Genomic DNA, 17,044 nt, shown 5'->3' with positions numbered 1-17,044 from the left:
AACGAACGTATCTCGACAAAGCTCAAGGGCCTGAGCCCGGTGCAATACCGGACCCAGGCCCTCGCGGCTTAGGATCTTACTTGGCCAGTCCAACTATCGGGGACCAGTTCATTCAGAGTGACTGAACTGGGACCCGCCTTTTGTGATGCAGTTGTGTCTGACTCAGGTCAGGTCGGCCGCTGTTGCGATTCTTCGCCCTGATCGATCAGGGCGAAGAAGGAGTCAAGCATCAGGTGAAAAGCTGCCTCAACTGCCGCCCGGTCGCGGTTGACCACGAAATCGTATTGCAGTCCATAGAGTGTCGAAATAAACAACCGGCCTGCCGAGTCTGCCCGCCTGGGCGCAACACCTTGTGACCGTAGCCAATCCTGGGTAAACCCGTGCCAGTAGTCGAACTTCAACGGCGCACTATCCCGGGGTGTAGGGCTGGCTGCGTCGTGGAGGGCAGCCTCGAACTCGAGCCTTTGCAACTGCCGGTTGCGTTCAATCACCGCCCAAGACCAAGCACTCTTGATCCATTCCTGAAAGTCCGCCCGGCTGAGTTCTGCGGGATCAGGCAACCTCACCGTTTCGTCGCGACGCTCAATGTAAGTGACGATCTGGTTGACCAGCTCCTCGCGATTGCCGAAATGGTAGACCAGCACGTAACTGCTGATACCAAGGCCATCTGCCAAAGTACGAAAGCTGAGTCCTGCAAAGGTCTTATCCAGCAAGTAGTCCAGGATCTGGTCAAGCAGTTCCGTCTTGCGCTCTGGGTTGGGTGGTCTGGCCATGTCTTGAATAGTACGTCGGCTTACCTCTCAGACAAGACCAGCGCACCCAGCGGCGACACCTTACCCCTTGACTGTTACCTGATCGACATCATCCGAGGCGTCAGTTTCCGAGGCCGGTACTGACTGGGCTAGTCGGGCGCCCTCGACATCCACGTCCGGCAGGATACGATCCAGCCACTTCGGCAGCCACCAGGCGTGCCTTCCCAGCAGGTACATAGCGGCAGGCACCAGGGTCATCCTGACCACAAAGGCGTCAATCAGCACCCCGAAGGCCAGACCAAACCCGATTGGCCGGACCATGGTCAGGTGGGAGAACACGAATCCGGCGAAGACCGCGACCATAATGATGGCTGCAGCGGTCACCACCCGTGCACCGTGGCTGAAGCCCACCCGGACGGCGCTCTTGGCGCTGCCTCCGTGGACCCAGGCCTCACGCATCCCCGAGACCAGGAACATCTGGTAATCCATTGCCAGCCCGAACAGGACGCCGATCAGGATGATGGGTAGGAAGCTGAGGATTGGTCCTGGGTTGGTCACCCCGAAAATGTCACCGAACCAGCCCCACTGGTAGATCGCTACGGTGGCACCGAAGCTGGCCAGCAGGGACAGCAGGAAACCTGCCGTGGCGATCAGGGGAACCAGGATCGATCTGAACACGAGGAGCAGCAGCACCAGCGACAGCCCGACGACGATCCCCAGGTAGAGGGGCATTGCTTCCATCAGCTTCTCTGAGACGTCGATGTTGGCTGCCGTCTGACCGGTCACCGAGATCAGTACGCCGGTGTCCGATTCAATGACCGGCGCTGAGTCGCGGAGCTCCCGGACCAGTTCTTCGGTGCTCTCGCTGGCGGGCCCCTCGGTGGGGATCACCTGGAAAATGCCGGTCCGCCCGTCGTCGCTGACGCCCGCCGGAACGGCAGCGGCGGTGTTGTCCACTGTGGCAAGGCGGTCGGCGACCTCGAGCTGTAGCTCGCTTAGCTGAGCGTCAGAGTTGGTGGCGGGAAGATTGGCCACCACCAGCAGCGGACCGTTGGTCCCCTCGCCGAAGTACTCCCCCGCCAGCTCGTACGCCTGGAACGCCGTCGAGTCCACTGGCTCCGAGCCGCCGTCGGGCAGGCCCACCCGAAGTTCAAGGGCTGGGAGTGCGATGACTGCAAGGGCCGCAACGCCCGCGATGAGGGTGAGGATCGGTTTGCGGGTGGCAAAGCCTCCCCAGCCACGACCGCTGGCAGACAGCTTGTCAGCCTCGAGCTGCAACTGCTCATGGGAGGAGTTGAGGTCGGATTCAGCCTCCGCTTTGGCCCACCGGCGGCGGGAGATCACTTTCCGGCCCATGAACCCGAGCAACGCCGGGGTCAGGGTGAGCGCCACGAGGACCGCGACAGCGACCGTACCGGCGGCTGACATCCCGAGCAGGGTCAGGAACGGCAGCCCCGGTACGGCTAGGGCCGCGAGGGCAATGATCACGGTGATGCCCGCAAACAGGACGGCGTTGCCAGCGGTACCGGTGGCCCGGCCAATCGACTCCTGCAGGTCCATGCCGCGAAGCAGCTGGGTCCGGTGCCGGTTCACGATGAACAGGGAGTAATCGATGCCGACAGCGAGACCGAGCATCAAGGCGAGCACGGGGGTAATGGAGCTCATCGAGATGACGCCGGTCAGTGCAAAGGTCACACCCACTCCGACCCCGACGCCGACGATGGCCATCAGCAGCGGCAACCCGGCAGCAACCAGGGTGCCGAGCATGACGATCAGCGCGATGACAGCAACCAGCAGGCCGACGATCTCTGCGATCCCAAAGATTTCGGAAATGTCCTGGACGATTTCCTTGCTGTAATTGACCTCAACGCCCGCTTCGGTGGCAGCGTCGGCTGCAACCTGGACCGCTTCGCGGGTTTCCGGGGTGACGGCGTCAATCTGGGAATCAAACTGGACGCTGGCTACCGCTGCGGCGCCGTCGTCGGACACGAACTTGATTCCGGAGGACGCCTCGAGGGTTCGCTCGGCGAGGTCGAGCTCCGCGAGGCCCTCCTCAAGCTGACCCCGGCCTCCTTCAATCTCGGCAAGCGACGCGTCGAGCTGGGCCTGGCCTTCCGCCAGCTGAGCCTCGATTGCCGCCGCCTGCTCGGGTGGGAGCAGATCCCGGCTCTGTTCAAACTCGGCGCGCTGGGCATCCAGCTCGGCCTGACCGGCTTCTGCCTGCGCGGCACCGGCTTCGAGCTCGGTGGTGCCCTGCTCGATCTCAGCGCGGCCCTCGTCGATGCCGGCCTGGCCGTCCTCGAGCTGCCGGGAGATGTCGAAGGGATTAATGACTGATTCGACGCCCTCAACCTGTTCAAGGTCAGCGAGCGCGTCCTCGACAGCGGTCTGCTGTTCGTCGGTCATTGCAGCATCGGGGGTCGTGAACACAATGGTTCCCATACCGCCAATGGCCTCAGGCATGGTGTCCCTCAGCTCATCCAGGACACGCTGTGACTCAGTGCCGGGAATGGTGAAGTTGTTGCTCAACGTGCCCGAGAACGCGGCCGCTGAACCTCCCACGGCCAACAGAATGGCAAGCCACGCGGAAACAATCCACCAGCGCTGTCGTGATGCAAACTTGCCTAAGCGGTACAGCAGGTGTGCCATGAAGTGTTCCTCGGTTCGTTCGGTTGTTGGAAAGCAATAAGGGTGGGCGGACCGGTCGGCGTTGATCGGCCTGGCGGTTGCGGCCGGCTTAGCTAGGGTTACTGAATCCGTCGCGCAACATCGAGAGGGCGCCGACAATCTGGTCTTCCAGTTCACTCGCTGAATCGGCGAGTGGTGCATTGGCTGTGGCGGCCCATACCTGCATTGCGGCCTTGACGCAGGAGAGCACAGCGCCAACGAGCGCGAGCAGGTAGAGGGGATCGAGGTTGCCGCCCAGTCGTTCGTTGACCGCCTGGCGGATCCGGGTTTCGGCTCGCTCCCAGGCATGCAGTTGACTGCGCATCAGTTCGGGACTTTCCTCGGCCATCCGGAAGAGTTCCCCGCAGACGCTGAGATTCTCGGTCTTGGCAATGGCCGCGAGCGCCGCGATCATGGCGTCAAAGAGGGGCTCGTCCGCTGGCCTGGCCATGAATTCGGCGGCAGCCAGTTCGAGAAAGGCATCAGTGGACGTGGTGAGCGCCTCTTCGGCGCTGTGGAAGTAGTTGAAGAAGGTGCGGCGTGACACGCCTGCTTCGGCGGCTACCTGATCCACGGTGAAGTTGCCCAGCCCGTGGGTGCGGGCAAACTCGAGCGCGGATACGGCGATGGCCCTTCGGGTGTCGAGCTTGTTCTGCTCGCGCCGGCCGGGCGTACCCGCGAGGACGGCACTCATCGCTACGGTTGGATCATTCACATTGTTACACTAAGTGCAATTTTGCATTCTGTGCAACCAGATTCGGTGTGCAACTCATCACGTTCACCCGTGATGGGCCTGCTGAAGCTGTCCGGCCCACGTGAAGATGGGCCGGACAGCTGGTCAGGACATCAGCCGGGACCGGATCAGGAACCGGACTCCTTCCGGAGCTTCGACGGAGAACCCGCTCCCCCGCCCTGGAACCACATCGACCGTGAGGTGCGTATGCCGCCAGTACTCGAACTGTTCACGGGACATCCAGAACTCGATCAGCTGGGCGGCTTCGGCCCCCTCACCGACGTTGAGGACTCCGAGCAGCACATCGGCTTCCGCCGTAATAAAGTCATCCGCCGGGTAACACATTGGCGAGGACCCATCACAGCAGCCACCCGATTGGTGAAACATCAGGGGTCCGTGAAGATCCCACAGCTTCCTCAGCAGTTGCACCGCTGACTCCGTGAGCGCTACCCGCGAGAAATCTTCCCCGGGCAGCTCTACGGTGGCTTCGACTGTCATCATCGCTCCTTCAGGAATCGCCGCTCCTTAAAAGAAGCCCAGCTTGTCTTCGCTGTAGCTGACCAACAGGTTCTTGGTCTGCTGGTAGTGGTCAAGCATCATCGTGTGGTTTTCACGGCCGATGCCCGAGGACTTGTAGCCACCGAACGCAGCCCCGGCAGGGTAGGCGTGGTAGTTGTTCACCCAGACCCGTCCGGCCTGGATCTCGCGGCCTGCACGGTAGGCGACATTCCCGTTGCGGGACCAGACACCAGCGCCGAGCCCGTAGAGGGTGTCGTTGGCGATCTGCATTGCTTCGGTGTAGTCGCTGAAGCGGGTGACCGACACAACGGGTCCAAAGATCTCTTCCTGGAACACCCGCATGGAGTTGGTGCCCTCGAAGATGGTCGGCTTTACATAGAAGCCCTCCGAGAGGTCGCCGTCGAGAGTAATCCGTTCACCACCGGTGAGGATTTTCGCCCCTTCCTGCCTGCCGATATCGAAGTAGGAGAGGATCTTTTCCAGCTGGTCATTGGATGCCTGGGCGCCGACCTGGGTGCTCGTGTCCAGCGGGTTGCCCTGCACCATTTTCTCGGTCCTCGCGAGGGCGTCGGCCATAAAGGAGTCATACATCGAGTCCTGGATCAGCGCCCGGGAAGGACAGGTGCATACTTCGCCCTGGTTGAACGCGAAGAGTGCGAACCCTTCAAGGGCCTTGTCATAGAACGCGTCCTTCTTGTCGGCAACATCGCCGAAGAAGATGTTGGGGCTCTTCCCGCCGAGTTCCAGGGTGACCGGGATGAGGTTCTGACTCGCGTACTGGCTGATCAACCGGCCGGTGGTCGTTTCACCGGTAAACGCGATCTTCCGGATCCGCTTCGACGACGCAAGTGGCTTGCCAGCCTCCACACCGAAACCGTTCACCACGTTGAGCACTCCCGGGGGCAGGATATCGCTGAGCAGCTCCATCAGCACCAGGATCGACGTCGGCGTCTGCTCGGCTGGCTTGAGGACGACGGCGTTGCCTGCGGCCAGCGCGGGGGCAAGTTTCCAGGTGGCCATCAGGATCGGGAAGTTCCAGGGGATGATCTGACCCACCACGCCGAGTGGCTCGTGGTAATGGTAGGCGGTCATGTTGTCGTCCAGCTGGGACAGGCGCCCCTCCTGTGCGCGGACAGCGCTGGCAAAGTAGCGGAAGTGATCCGCTGCGAGCGGGAGGTCAGCGGCGAGCACCTCCCGGATGGGCTTGCCGTTGTCCCAGGTTTCGGCGACCGCCAGCATTTCCAGGTTCTCCTCGATCCGGTCCGCTACCCGGTTGAGGATCGCTGCACGCTCAGCCACTGACGTCTTGCCCCACCCGGGGGCAGCCTTGTGGGCGGCGTCGAGGGCCAGCTCGATGTCTTCGGCGGTCCCCCGCGCTACCTCGCAGAAGGCTTTGCCGTTGACTGGAGAGATATTTTCGAAGTACTGCCCCTTGATGGGGGCAACCCATTCACCGCCAATCCAATTTTCGTAACGCGGCTTGAACGTTATCTTGGATCCATCTTGGCCGGGCTGGGCGTAAACAGTCATTGTTTAACTCCTTGGGTTCGAAAACAGGACGTCGTCGTCGTGTCTTCGAAGTGTAGGTACGCATAAGTTGCACGAAGGTTGCACCAGGCCCCTGCACCCGGCCCGCAGACCGGTCGGTCCGTCAGTCAGGAAAGACTGAGTTCCGCCTCGAGCCGTTCAACGTGCGCGACGACGGATGCCCGCCGCGGCGACCGCGGCGGAAGCACTTTCAGGGCGGCAGTCCACGCCTCGGCGTCGTCGGCGGCCTCGGGCAGCTGAAGATACTGCAGGACGGCGTCGACGGCGCCATCGGTCAGGACGGCTTCGCGGAGCAGGGAACTGACTTCGGTGCGGAGCCTCACGATAAACGGCGCCTCGGACCTTGGCAGGACTGGCCCTCGGTACAGGTTGAGTGCCATCCGGTGGGCGCCGCGTTGCAGGTAATCCAGCACCTGCGACGCATCGACGGGCAATTCTCGGGGTAGCCGGTACGGCCGGGAGCGCGGAACCAGCGACGGTAGGTGGGAGGAGAGGGCGCGCCGCAGCCGCAGCATCTCAGCGCGCACGGTGGTGACGGACACATGCTCCGGGTAGGCCATTACGGCGAGCTGTTCGGCGCTGAGGCCAGCCGGATGCAGGGCGAGCAGGGTGATGAGTTCCGCATGCCGTGCACTGAGTTCCACCGATTTACGTCCCAGGTGGACAACCCCGCGGTCCTGTCCCAGTATCTGCAGGCCATCCCGGTCGACAGCATTCGTTTTTGATGCGGGGAGTTTTCGCGCTGGTTGCTGGTCCTGCAGCCGGTGCAGGCTCAGATGCGCCTCAGCGGCAGCGACAGTCGCTTCGACCAAAGACAGCGTGTGTACTGCCACAGCGTCGTCGGTGCCGGTAATGTCCACAACGCCGAGCACCATCCCCGAATCCGGATCATGGACGGGGACCGCTGTGCAACTCCAGTGGTGAGCCTGGGGACTGAAATGCTCTGCCCCGGCAATCTGGACGCTCCTCCCGAGGGCCAGCGCCGTGCCCGGGGCGCTTGTGCCTACGGCAGCCTCCGACCAGTCCGACCCCGCGACGAACATCATTCCCTCAGCACGCCGGCGCAGGTCCCGATCGCCCTCGACCCAGAGCAGCCGACCATTTGCGTCGCCGACCGCCACCAGTAATCCGCTGTCAGCGCTGGGTTGCACCAGCAGCTTCCGGATAATCGGCAGTACCGCCGCCAGGGGGTGGCCTCTGCGGTACGCATCAAGCTCTTCATCGCTGTAAAACAGGGGCGCCTGAGCGGCGTCCGGATCGGGAAAGTGTTTCAGGGAACGCAGCCAGGATTCGCCCACCAGTGTGCGCACGCCCGAGGGCGGTGCGCTGCCGAGCCGCTCGTGAGCACGGTGGGCGCACTGCTGAAGGGATCTCGACGTGAGTCCCCCCGGAATCGGCAGTTGCTGCTGCGTCATCGACACCCCGCTTCTGGTCTCCCCGCCGGTGGGGTGGCATCAGTCTAGTGCCGTCGGCGCCCGTCTGTCGCGGGTGTTGTCGAGGAGTTTCCGGAACAGGATTTTGACACAGGGTTTGGCGGCGCATTTCGGCGGGGCGAAATGCCCCGGAGAGGTGACCGCCGGGACGTTAGAGGGCGTCCCCGGGCCCGACCGTCCAGGTGGTCCACCGCGGTGAGTCATCACAGGATTCAGGAATGGTCAGCGGGTCCTCGCTGCCCTCCCAACCGCTTCCGCCGAGGCCGACGGTCTCGTCCGCCGCGTACTCCTCGCCATCGAAGACCAGGGTGCCATCACGCCACTCAGGATTGGCTTCGGCGCGAAACACGGGAACCCACCGCTCCGAGAATTCCGGGCTGATCAAGTAGACACAGCCGTCTTCCAGAATCAGGCGACCAGCGATTCCCGCACCGTCGCCGCTCGCACCCGACTGACTGTAGGTAGCGAGGGGCTGGTCACCGCTGTCGGGCTGAGGGGACGGGCCGCTGCAACCGACGGTGAGCACCACCCCGGTCAGGGCGAAGGCGAAGCAGAGGATCTGGCGTGTCATTGCCACAGTCTAGGCGCGACACAACAAGGTTGGGCGGAGCGAGGTTGGGCGAAGCGAGGTTGGGCGGAGCCAGGCTGGGCACAGCCAATTGAACACAGCCAGGGACCCGTCGCCGTCGTCCGATCCCGGCCGCGGCGCAGCTCTTCTGCGGACCTACTCGTCCCGAGAGATGGCTATCATCTCGTCCCGGGGGACCACCTTCACACGTTCCCTGACGAGCTCCGCATTGGCGCCGCCGTCGTGCACAAAGTTGGCGCCCAACTTCAGTTCATGGGCGTCGAGCTTGAGCCAGCCGTCCCAGGTGGTGTAGCGAATCCCCCGCTCGGTGAGGAGGTCGATGATGGCCTGCTCCGATGGGTCCTGGGCCGGTGGGAGGTTCAGTCGGTCCTCGAGGAGGAAACCGATCGTCTCCAACGCGTCGCCCTTGGTGTGGCCGATCAGGCCCACCGGTCCGCGCTTGATCCAGCCAGTGGCGTAGATGCCGGGAACCGGGTTGCCCGCCTGGTCGATGACCCGGCCGCCTTCGTTGGGAATGACACCGCGCCGACTATCGAATCCAACTTCAGGAAGCTCGGACCCGAAGTAGCCAATCGCACGGTAGACCGCCTGCACGGGGTAGTCGATGAACTCGCCGGTGCCGCGAACTGTGCCTTCGCCGGTGAGCTCGGTGCGTTCGAACCTCATGTTGGCGACCTTGCCGGGGGTTTCCGGTGAATCGGTGATCTGGACAGGCGAGTGCAGGAAATGCAGGTGCAGCCGTCGGGAGGCACCTGTTGGTTCGTCGTCGACCAGCCAATTGGTGAGGGTCTTAACCATCGTCTTGGTCTGGTTGTTGCTGGCGATCTGCTGTTCGGAGGCAGCATCGAAGTCGAAGTCCTCCGGGTAGAGCACAATGTCCACGTCCCGGGAATGGGACAGTTCGCGCAGCTCCAGCGGCGTGAACTTCACCTGGGCTGGACCACGGCGGCCGAACACGTGCACGTCGGTGACGGGTGAGGCTTTCAACCCCGCGTACACGTTGTCGGGGATCTCGGTGGTCAGCAGGTCGTCGGCGTGTTTGGAGAGCACCCGTGCAACGTCGAGGGCAACGTTGCCGTTGCCGATCACCGCTATCTCCGTGGCGTTCAGTGGCCAGTCGCGGGGCACATCGGGGTGACCGTCGTACCAGGAGACGAACTCGGCGCCGCCGAAGGACCCGTCAAGGTCCACTCCGGGGATGTTCAGTTCCGCGTCCTTGATCGCGCCCGTGGAGAAAATGACTGCGTCGTAGAATTTGCGGAAGTCGGACAGCGTGAGGTCCCGCCCGTAATTGATGTTTCCCAGGAACCGAATGTCGCCCCGGTCCAGCACCTTGTGCAGCGCGTTCACGATGCCCTTGATGCGCGGGTGATCCGGCGCTACGCCATAGCGAATCAGGCCATAGGGGGCGGGGTGCTGATCAAAGAGGTCAATGCTGACCGCGAAGTCACCGCCCTGAACCTCCTGGGACTTCGTCAGAATGTCGGCAGCGTAGACCCCTGCCGGACCGGCACCGATGATCGCTACCCGCAGCGGACGCCCCGCAGCTGAGGTGGACACTGATTGGCCTTCTTCCCTAGTGGATCAACCGAAACGTACACTTAGCGCACAGTTTCCTATTCTAAATGCACCGGCTGATGCAGTCTAAACCTGTGATGCCCGTCTCCGTCGACCGGTGCCGCGCGGAGAGGAATCCGGCTGGAAGTGTAGGAGAGTGGAATAAAATCTGAGACAGCGGCGTTTGAGCCCACGTGACCCCCACCGATATCACCAGCCCGCGCCAGCCCCGAAGCGAAAACTCGACGGGCATCCTTTACGGCATCGGCGCCTACGGTCTTTGGGGTCTCCTCCCGCTGTACTTCATGATCCTGCTGCCTGCGACGGCAATCGAGATTGTCGCGAACCGTGTGCTCTGGTCCCTGGTGTTCTGCGCGCTGCTGCTGACCGTGATGAGGTCCTGGCGGACGATGTGGTCCGCCGCGTCGAACCCACGAATCCTCGGCACTCTGGCGATCGCAGCGCTGTTGATCGCTGTGAACTGGTTTGTGTATACCTACGGGGTCACCAACGGCCACGCGATTGAGGCGGCCCTCGGCTACTTCATCAACCCGATCGTGTCCGTGTTGCTCGGCGTCGTCGTGCTGCGGGAGAAGCTCCGCAGGCTGCAGTGGGCGGCGGTCGGCGTTGGCATCATCGCGGTGGTGGTGCTGGCCATCGGCTACGGCAACGTGCCGTGGATTGCTCTGACCCTCGCCTTTTCCTTTGGGTTCTACGGGTTCGTCAAGAAGCGGGTGGGTTCCAAGGTTGGAGCACTGTCCAGCCTGAGTATCGAAACCGCGGTTCTCACCCCGATCGCGGGTGCCGTGATGATCTGGCTGACGGTGTCGGGATCCGCGACAGTGCTCACCGAGGGCCCCGCACACTTCTGGATCATGGCCGCGGCGGGCATCATCACCGCGGTCCCGCTGCTCTTCTTCGGCGCCGCAGCCCGGAGGCTGCCGCTGACCACGATTGGGCTTCTCCAATACCTCGCGCCAGTGCTGCAGTTCCTGTTGGCGCTCTTCGTTTTCCAGGAAGAGATGCCGTTGGAGCGTTGGATCGGGTTCGGGCTGGTCTGGATTGCCCTGTCGATGCTGACCGTCGACATGCTGCACACCGTGCGAAAGAACTCCCGACCGCGCCGCTCCCGTGATGCCACGCCGGTCGAGGAGACCGCCGCGGTCTAGCCCGGTTGAGGCCAGGAACTCCTAGGCTGCCGGGAGGTTCCAGTCCCGCGGCACAACGATCATTGGCACAGGCAACGCCCGTAGCATCTTGTTGGCTGTCGATCCCAGGAATAGTTGGCTGCGCTTCGCGAGCCGGCTCGATCCGACGAAGACGATCTCGCCTGGATCCCACTCGATGTCGTCGATTGCCTGCTCGATGGTACGCCCGTGGGCAACCGTGATGGTGGTTTCGTGGCCTTCGGGAAGCTGCTCCCCCGCCCGAGCCAGCACTGAGTTGGCGTGCCGGTGTGCAAGATTAATTGCTTCACCGGTATCCGACTGCTCGTTGACGTCCAGCGCCACCAACGAGATCAGGCGCAGCGGCATCCCGCGGCGCGCGGCGGAGTCGACCGCTACATCCAGGACAGCCTCGGCACCCGCACGGGTACCGACGGCGCAGGTGAGTCTGGTCATCCGGTCGCGGTGCCGGTACCCGCGCGGAGCCAACCCGACAGGCACTGGCGACGAGTGCAGGACCGCGTTCGCTACGCTGCCGACGGTGAATCGACGGAGCAGGCCGTTGCCGGCGGCTCCAATGACGATCAGCCCCGCATCGAGGTCATGGGCGACCTCAAGGAGTCCCTCGGCGAAAGAGTCGGCGAGTTTGACGTGCGGCACTACTTCGACGCCCCCTGGAATCCCCTCGATCGCCTCATGCAAAGCGGCAAGGGCCCGGTTGGTGCCGGCGCCGACGCTGCCGTCCTGGGGGCGGTCGAGAACGGTTACCAGGTCGATGCTGGCTCCCTGCGTCCGAGCCAGCGAGGTGGCCAACGCCAGCGCGTCACGGCCACGATCATTGTTTGTAAAGCCAACTACATAACGCATACGGCGTGCCTTCCGGATCGGATTCTGACCGGCGCCCGGGGTTACCGCCGCAGATCTGCTCAGGCAACCTTATCGTGGACGGCAGGCACCGAAGTGCCCGCCGTCACACGGCACGGAGGGTTACTGCACCACGTTGGCTGAAGCACTCCCCTGCTTCAGTGTTTCACCGCGGAAGAAGCCAGGGTTGACCCGGTACATGATGAACATCAGCACAGCCCCAAGGAGGATGACCCCGGTCCCGAGGATGAACACCAGCCCCACCCCTCCGATGGACGAGCCGGAACCGTAGCCCGGGTCCATCGAGTCGGTGGCTGTCTTCACGAACATGACCAGCAGGATGACGCCGCCGAGCAGCGGCGCGAGGAACTTCAGCCCGAAGTTGCGGGCGCTGCTGAACGCGACAGCCCTGAAATACCAGACGCAGGCCATCGCCGTGATCCCGTAGTAGAAGCAGATCATCATGCCGAGCGCCGTGATGGTGTCATACAGGGCGTTCTCGGATACCACCCTGGTGACTACGTAGAACCCGGCAGCTGCGACCGCGGCGGCGATAGTGGCGTAGCTGGGCGACTTGTAGGTGGGGCTGATCTTGCCGTAGCTGGCCGGCAGTGCGCGGTAGTGACCCATCGACAGCAGGGTGCGGGCAGGCGACACGAAGGTGGACTGCAGGGACGCGGCGGAACTGCTGAGAACTGTCAGGGACATCAGGATGGCGAAGGGGCCCATCACGGGGCCTGCGAGGACCGCAAAAATGCTTCCCTGGTTGTCAGCATTTCCGGCGCCGAGTTCGCCGTCACCCACACCTGCATAGGTGAGGGTCGCCAACGCAACCGTCAGGTAGATCACCACAATGACCAGGACGGTGAGGGTTGCTGCCCGGCCGGGAGTACGCTCGGGGTCTTTGGTTTCCTCATTCATGGTCAGGGTGACGTCCCAGCCCCAATAAACGAAGATCGAGAGGGACACACCAGCGGCGAAAGCCGAGAAGGATTCCACCGCAAACGGGTTGAACCAGTCGGGGCTGATGGCCGTCGCGTCGAAGGCTGTCCCATTGGCGACGTGGGCAAAGGCCGCGATGGCGAACCAGCCCAGGACCAACAGCTGGAAGCCGACCAGCACATACTGCACGGCTTTGGTGGTTTCCATACCGCGGTAGGAAACCCAGCAAGCCAACGCGATGAACACCAGGGTGGTGACGATGTTCAATGGCAGGTTAAGGGTCAGATCGGCCAGCGAGTCGTTTCCGGTCAGCTGGGCGAGCATCAGGTAGAAGAAGTCGACAGCAACAGCTGCCAGGTTCGACAGGACAATAACTGTCGCGGCGATCAGACCCCAACCACCCATCCAGCCGATCCAGGGCCCAAAAGCCCGGGTGGCCCAGGTGAAGGAGGTGCCGGCGTCGGGCATTGAATTGTTCAATTCGCGGTAGCCAAGGGCCACCAGCAGCATCGGGATGAAGCCGACCAGGAAGATGGCGGGCAACTGCACCCCCACCTCTGCAACGGTGGGACCGAGCGCCGCGGTCAGCGTGTACGCGGGAGCGATGCACGATACACCGATCACCACCGCGCCCAACAGGCCGACCGACCCGGAGTTGAGACCTTTCTGGCTGAGTCCGGTGGAGGGATCTTTCGTTGGTATGGTGCTCACTGCTTCACCTCGGTGGATTGAACGTCCTTGCCTTCACCGGCATCGGACCGCTTGGTAACAGACCGCTCCGGCTGGTGCGACTGGTCCTCAACAGCTGTGTAACTTCGTGGCACCACAACCATGGGCACCGTCAATGCTCGAAGGATCTTGTTTGCAGTAACGCCGAGGAACAGGCGGCTGTGCTGCGCCAGACGACTGGAACCGACCAGGAGGATCTCGCCCTCGTCCCAGGCCAGCGCTCCGATCGCTTCCTCGACGGTGGCTCCCTGCGCCACTTCCACACTGACCTGCCCGCCGGCGGCGAGTGACGACGCCGCCTCGGCCAGACGCGTGTTGGCGTGCTGGTGCGCGGAATCCACCGCGACGGCGTCCGCTCCCCCATCGGTGCCCGTTGCCGGGTCAAGCGCCACGAGCGAGACCAGCCTGAGCGGGAGTCGACGTCGGGTGGCTGAGTCGACGGCCACCGCGATCACCGCATCCGCACCCTCCCTGGTACCCACCGCACAGGTGAGCCGGGTGATTGGATCGAGGCGTCGATAGCCCTGGGGTGCCAGGGCCACGGGTACCGGCGATGCATGCAGGAGGGTTCCGGCGACGCTACCGACGTTGAATCGTTTTCGCAGGCCTCGTGAGCTGGCACCGATGATGATCAGCGAAGCGCCCGAATCAACCGCTGCGTCGATGAGCCCGCCCGCCTGTGAATCTGCGCTGATGACGTGCGCGCGGGCGGTTACGTCGTCGGGGATCAGGGCGAGCCCTTCAGCCAGCCATTCCTGCAACTGGGCCGAGAGGATGCTCTCGAACCCTTTTTCGGGTGGATAGACCGCATTGAATGGGGAATGCTCGGGCATCACCATCACCAATTGGAGGTTCGCATCCTGGCGTCGAGCCAGGGCGACGGCGAGGCTGACGGCATCGCGGCCGCGTTCATCTGCTGTGTACCCGACGATGTAGTCCATCGGTCATGCTCCTTCGGTTGCCGCGAGGCCCAGGATGTTCCGGGCTGTGATTTGACCCATCCGGACGGCACCTTCGACGTGCTGATAGCCCTCAGCCGCCAGATCCGAGCAGGACCAGTGGATCGGCCCGACGGGGGTGAGCTGGTCAGGGCCATAACGGTGCAGACCGCCGAGGTCATAGCTGGTGGCGTAGGCGCCCCTGGTCCATTCCTCGGAGCCCCAGTCCGATTCGTAGTACACCTCGGGGGTGAGTGCCTCGGAGCCGAGGAAACCGGCAATGGACTCGAGGATCATCTGCCGACGGGCTTCGGGTGACAGCCTGAACACGGCGTCGGCCTTTTCGTCCGAGACGAAACCGACCAGCGTTCCGCGGGAATCCTCGTGGTTGGTGTTGTCGTACACCTCCTGCACGATCGAGGAGGCACTGAACCCGGTCCCGGAGAGACCATCGGCGCGCCAGAACGGTGTCGCGTAGACGGCATGGACCTTGATGACGAGCCCCAGGGACTGGTGCTGGTGCATCTGATGCTGGCGGCGAGGCAGCGGTGGCTCATAGGACACCCGCGAGTACAGGTTCGGCGGAACCGCCATGATTGCGTAGCGCGCCTTGACGGTGACGGTGTCGGACACCGCGGTGACGCCGCCGCTGTTGCTGCCGCCGCTGTTGCTGCCGCCGCCGTTGCTGCCGCCGTCTTCGTGCCAGCGCAGCGTCCGGACTGGGCTGCTGAGCACGACGTCATCCCCCAGACGATCCGCGAGGCGTTCCGACACCTGCTGCATGCCGCCAACCACCCGCTGGTCGAGGATGAAGTTCTCATCGACCAGGTTGGAGAAGGATCCTGCCGACGCAGCCATCAGCACAGCCTGCAGTGCTGAGAAGGCATGAGCGGGTTTGGTGAGCATTCCGCCAGCGATGAAGAGCCCAATATTGTTGCAGGCTTCCTCGTCGCTGGACTGCTGCCGTAGCCAGTGGTGGAAGGAGATCGTGTCAAGTGCCCGGGCTTCCGGGTGGTTCCACGGGGTTTCCGGGCCGGCCTCTGCTGCGAGGCGGTCCAGCAGTTCGATCAGCCGATTCATTTCCCCTTCAGTGGCGGCCGAGACGGGGAACATGTCTCCGGTGTAACGGGTGCGGGCGCCGTCGGCTCCGATGTAGACAGAGTCCCCCTCCCGGTACCTGTCGTAGGTTTCCAGTCCCAGCTCGTCGAGCATTCCTTTGAGAGCGGTCTGGTCTGGGGATACCCATTGGCCCCCAATCTCCAGGAGCGCGCCGTCGATGGTGTCGGTCCAGGTGCGTCCGCCGACCCGGTCTCGTGCCTCCAGGACAGCGACGCTCAGCCCTGCCCTCTTCAACTCCCACGCCGCGGTGAGGCCCGAGGGGCCCGCCCCGATGATTACGACGTCGCGTTCTAGATTCTCCACTGTTACCTTTCAGACAATATGGTCCACGCCACAAAATGAACGTCATTCATTTATTAGGGATACTGTAGCGATAGCCGGCAGTTTTGGAAAGGGCACACCCCGCACCCTCCGGGCTGAGTCAACAGACATGACGTGTTTGGCGACGGAAACTTGTCACTGGTGTTGACTCGATCCGGGCGGGTGCTGAACCCACCGGCAGGGACGACAGCAATGGCGGGGCAGTAGAATGAATCCGCAGCGAAGAGACGGTGAAGGGGCGGTCATGGGAAGTGTGGGAGCGCCGGTCAGCCGCCGTCGGGCGGGCCGTCCGCCGCGCGGACTGCTGTCACGGGACCTCATTACTGATGCAGCACTTGCCCTGATTGCCAGCCAGGGCTACGAGGGTCTCACCATGTCTGCACTAGCCCAGCGCCTGCGAGTGGCGCCGTCGGCCCTGTACAACCACGCTGAATCCAAGCAGGAAGTGCTGCGTTGGGTCGAAGACGAGGTGATGGCGAAGGTGGACTTCAGCGCTTTCGCCGCGGCCCCCTGGGATGAGGCGGTTCGCTCCTGGGCCTGGTCCTACCGAGGTGTCTTCGCCGCTCATGCACCGCTCATCTCGGTCATCGCCATTCTGCCCGTCACAGGCGCACCCGAGACGCTTGCCATGTACGAAGCGGTCACCAAAGGATTCCTCGACGCCGGTTGGCCGGCGGATCGGATTATCCCTGCCATCGTCGCCCTTGAGTCCTTCATCTTCGGATCAGCGTTCGACGTCGCCGCCCCCGAGGACATTTTTGAGTCAGGCAGCCTGGGGCCTGACTACCCTCTATTCACGGCCGCCGTCCGCCTTCGGGGCGGGTCCCAGGCCGACTCAGCCGACGCCGCGTTCACCGTCGGGCTCGAAGCCCTGATCACCGGACTGAAAGCGCAAGTGGCGGGCTGACGCCGTCGACCCCTGCCGCACAGCCCTTGCCCTACGCGCCGAAGCGGACCAGCGCCGTCGAACCCTGCCGAAGTCGCAGAAACCTGCAAGCGCCCCAGATATGTCTGGCGCGCTTGGCGATTTCTGCTGCGCTGGCCCATTTCTACCGCGTTGGCCGGACCCGACGGAGGCACCCGCTGCAGTGACAACCCACCACAGTCGCGCACAGGTCGGCGAGGAGGAGCCGGGTGTGGTGGCAACCTCAGGCGGTTATCGACAAT

General features: G+C 63.4%; 15 protein-coding genes. 3 read left to right on the top strand and 12 right to left on the bottom strand.

The window, feature by feature from the left end:
* Window positions 1-72, top strand: a 72-nt coding sequence (locus tag ACX80Z_RS05415) for an IS3 family transposase (protein ID WP_459315153.1), incomplete at its 5' end; no start/stop codon positions are given.
* Window positions 73-167: 95 nt separating this feature from the next.
* Here the strand turns inward: ACX80Z_RS05415 and ACX80Z_RS05410 are convergent.
* The 8 genes from ACX80Z_RS05410 to ACX80Z_RS05375 form a co-directional block, all read right to left on the bottom strand.
* Window positions 168-773: a TetR/AcrR family transcriptional regulator gene (locus ACX80Z_RS05410; protein ID WP_459315150.1), complete on the bottom strand. Its 606-nt coding sequence runs from the start codon at window positions 771-773 to the stop codon at window positions 168-170.
* A gap of 60 nt (window positions 774-833) precedes the next feature.
* The gene (locus tag ACX80Z_RS05405; protein ID WP_459315148.1) at window positions 834-3,401 is read right to left on the bottom strand and encodes an MMPL family transporter; all 2,568 of its coding nucleotides are present in this window, start codon (window positions 3,399-3,401) and stop codon (window positions 834-836) included.
* An 88-nt stretch (window positions 3,402-3,489) separates the two neighbouring features.
* Entirely contained in the window at window positions 3,490-4,134 is a 645-nt protein-coding gene (locus ACX80Z_RS05400) for a TetR/AcrR family transcriptional regulator (protein ID WP_459315147.1), read from the bottom strand.
* Between the two features lie 123 nt (window positions 4,135-4,257).
* Complete coding sequence (locus ACX80Z_RS05395; protein WP_459315146.1) at window positions 4,258-4,653, bottom strand: DUF779 domain-containing protein; 396 nt, start codon at window positions 4,651-4,653, stop codon at window positions 4,258-4,260.
* 24 nt (window positions 4,654-4,677) lie between these two features.
* The gene (exaC, locus tag ACX80Z_RS05390) at window positions 4,678-6,201 is read right to left on the bottom strand and encodes an acetaldehyde dehydrogenase ExaC (RefSeq protein ID WP_459315144.1); all 1,524 of its coding nucleotides are present in this window, start codon (window positions 6,199-6,201) and stop codon (window positions 4,678-4,680) included.
* A gap of 125 nt (window positions 6,202-6,326) precedes the next feature.
* On the bottom strand, window positions 6,327-7,634 hold the full coding sequence (locus ACX80Z_RS05385) for a GAF domain-containing protein (protein ID WP_459315143.1): 1,308 nt from the start codon (window positions 7,632-7,634) through the stop codon (window positions 6,327-6,329).
* A 169-nt stretch (window positions 7,635-7,803) separates the two neighbouring features.
* A complete protein-coding gene (locus ACX80Z_RS05380; protein ID WP_459315142.1) occupies window positions 7,804-8,223 on the bottom strand; it encodes a hypothetical protein in 420 nt (139 codons plus the stop codon).
* A 153-nt stretch (window positions 8,224-8,376) separates the two neighbouring features.
* Window positions 8,377-9,801 carry an FAD-dependent oxidoreductase gene (locus ACX80Z_RS05375; RefSeq protein WP_459315141.1) on the bottom strand — a complete coding sequence of 475 codons (1,425 nt, stop codon included), beginning with the start codon at window positions 9,799-9,801 and terminating at the stop codon, window positions 8,377-8,379.
* Between the two features lie 191 nt (window positions 9,802-9,992).
* Between ACX80Z_RS05375 and rarD the strand changes: the two genes are divergently transcribed.
* The gene (gene rarD / locus ACX80Z_RS05370) at window positions 9,993-10,967 is read left to right on the top strand and encodes an EamA family transporter RarD (RefSeq protein ID WP_019481786.1); all 975 of its coding nucleotides are present in this window, start codon (window positions 9,993-9,995) and stop codon (window positions 10,965-10,967) included.
* Between the two features lie 21 nt (window positions 10,968-10,988).
* Here rarD and ACX80Z_RS05365 read toward each other — a convergent pair whose 3' ends face one another.
* From ACX80Z_RS05365 to ACX80Z_RS05350, 4 genes are all read right to left on the bottom strand, one after another.
* The gene (locus tag ACX80Z_RS05365; RefSeq protein WP_019481787.1) at window positions 10,989-11,831 is read right to left on the bottom strand and encodes a universal stress protein; all 843 of its coding nucleotides are present in this window, start codon (window positions 11,829-11,831) and stop codon (window positions 10,989-10,991) included.
* A gap of 120 nt (window positions 11,832-11,951) precedes the next feature.
* The gene (locus ACX80Z_RS05360) at window positions 11,952-13,481 is read right to left on the bottom strand and encodes an APC family permease (protein ID WP_459315140.1); all 1,530 of its coding nucleotides are present in this window, start codon (window positions 13,479-13,481) and stop codon (window positions 11,952-11,954) included.
* Window positions 13,478-14,440, bottom strand: coding sequence for a universal stress protein (locus ACX80Z_RS05355; RefSeq protein ID WP_459315139.1), 963 nt, complete (start codon window positions 14,438-14,440; stop codon window positions 13,478-13,480). The genes ACX80Z_RS05360 and ACX80Z_RS05355 overlap by 4 nt, the downstream gene beginning before the upstream one ends.
* A gap of 3 nt (window positions 14,441-14,443) precedes the next feature.
* A complete protein-coding gene (locus ACX80Z_RS05350; RefSeq protein ID WP_459315138.1) occupies window positions 14,444-15,859 on the bottom strand; it encodes a flavin monoamine oxidase family protein in 1,416 nt (471 codons plus the stop codon).
* A 262-nt stretch (window positions 15,860-16,121) separates the two neighbouring features.
* Here ACX80Z_RS05350 and ACX80Z_RS05345 point away from each other — a divergent pair, with 262 nt between their 5' ends.
* A complete protein-coding gene (locus ACX80Z_RS05345; RefSeq protein ID WP_019481791.1) occupies window positions 16,122-16,784 on the top strand; it encodes a TetR/AcrR family transcriptional regulator C-terminal domain-containing protein in 663 nt (220 codons plus the stop codon).
* Window positions 16,785-17,044 lie beyond the last annotated feature (260 nt).

This window comes from Arthrobacter sp. TMT4-20, assembly GCF_054510775.1.
The sequence above is the reverse complement of the archived record's forward strand: the minus strand, read 5'-3'. Positions and strand labels throughout refer to the sequence as shown.

Excerpts from the sequence above, each read along its gene's own strand:
- ACX80Z_RS05410 (WP_459315150.1), bottom strand. The coding sequence starts at position 773 with ATGGCCAGACCACCCAACCCAGAGCGCAAGACGGAACTGCTTGACCAG.
- ACX80Z_RS05405 (WP_459315148.1), bottom strand. The coding sequence starts at position 3,401 with ATGGCACACCTGCTGTACCGCTTAGGCAAGTTTGCATCACGACAGCGC.
- ACX80Z_RS05395 (WP_459315146.1), bottom strand. The coding sequence starts at position 4,653 with ATGATGACAGTCGAAGCCACCGTAGAGCTGCCCGGGGAAGATTTCTCG.
- exaC (WP_459315144.1), bottom strand. The coding sequence starts at position 6,201 with ATGACTGTTTACGCCCAGCCCGGCCAAGATGGATCCAAGATAACGTTC.
- ACX80Z_RS05385 (WP_459315143.1), bottom strand. The coding sequence starts at position 7,634 with ATGACGCAGCAGCAACTGCCGATTCCGGGGGGACTCACGTCGAGATCC.
- ACX80Z_RS05380 (WP_459315142.1), bottom strand. The coding sequence starts at position 8,223 with ATGACACGCCAGATCCTCTGCTTCGCCTTCGCCCTGACCGGGGTGGTG.
- ACX80Z_RS05365 (WP_019481787.1), bottom strand. The coding sequence starts at position 11,831 with ATGCGTTATGTAGTTGGCTTTACAAACAATGATCGTGGCCGTGACGCG.
- ACX80Z_RS05355 (WP_459315139.1), bottom strand. The coding sequence starts at position 14,440 with ATGGACTACATCGTCGGGTACACAGCAGATGAACGCGGCCGCGATGCC.
- ACX80Z_RS05345 (WP_019481791.1), top strand. The coding sequence starts at position 16,122 with ATGGGAAGTGTGGGAGCGCCGGTCAGCCGCCGTCGGGCGGGCCGTCCG.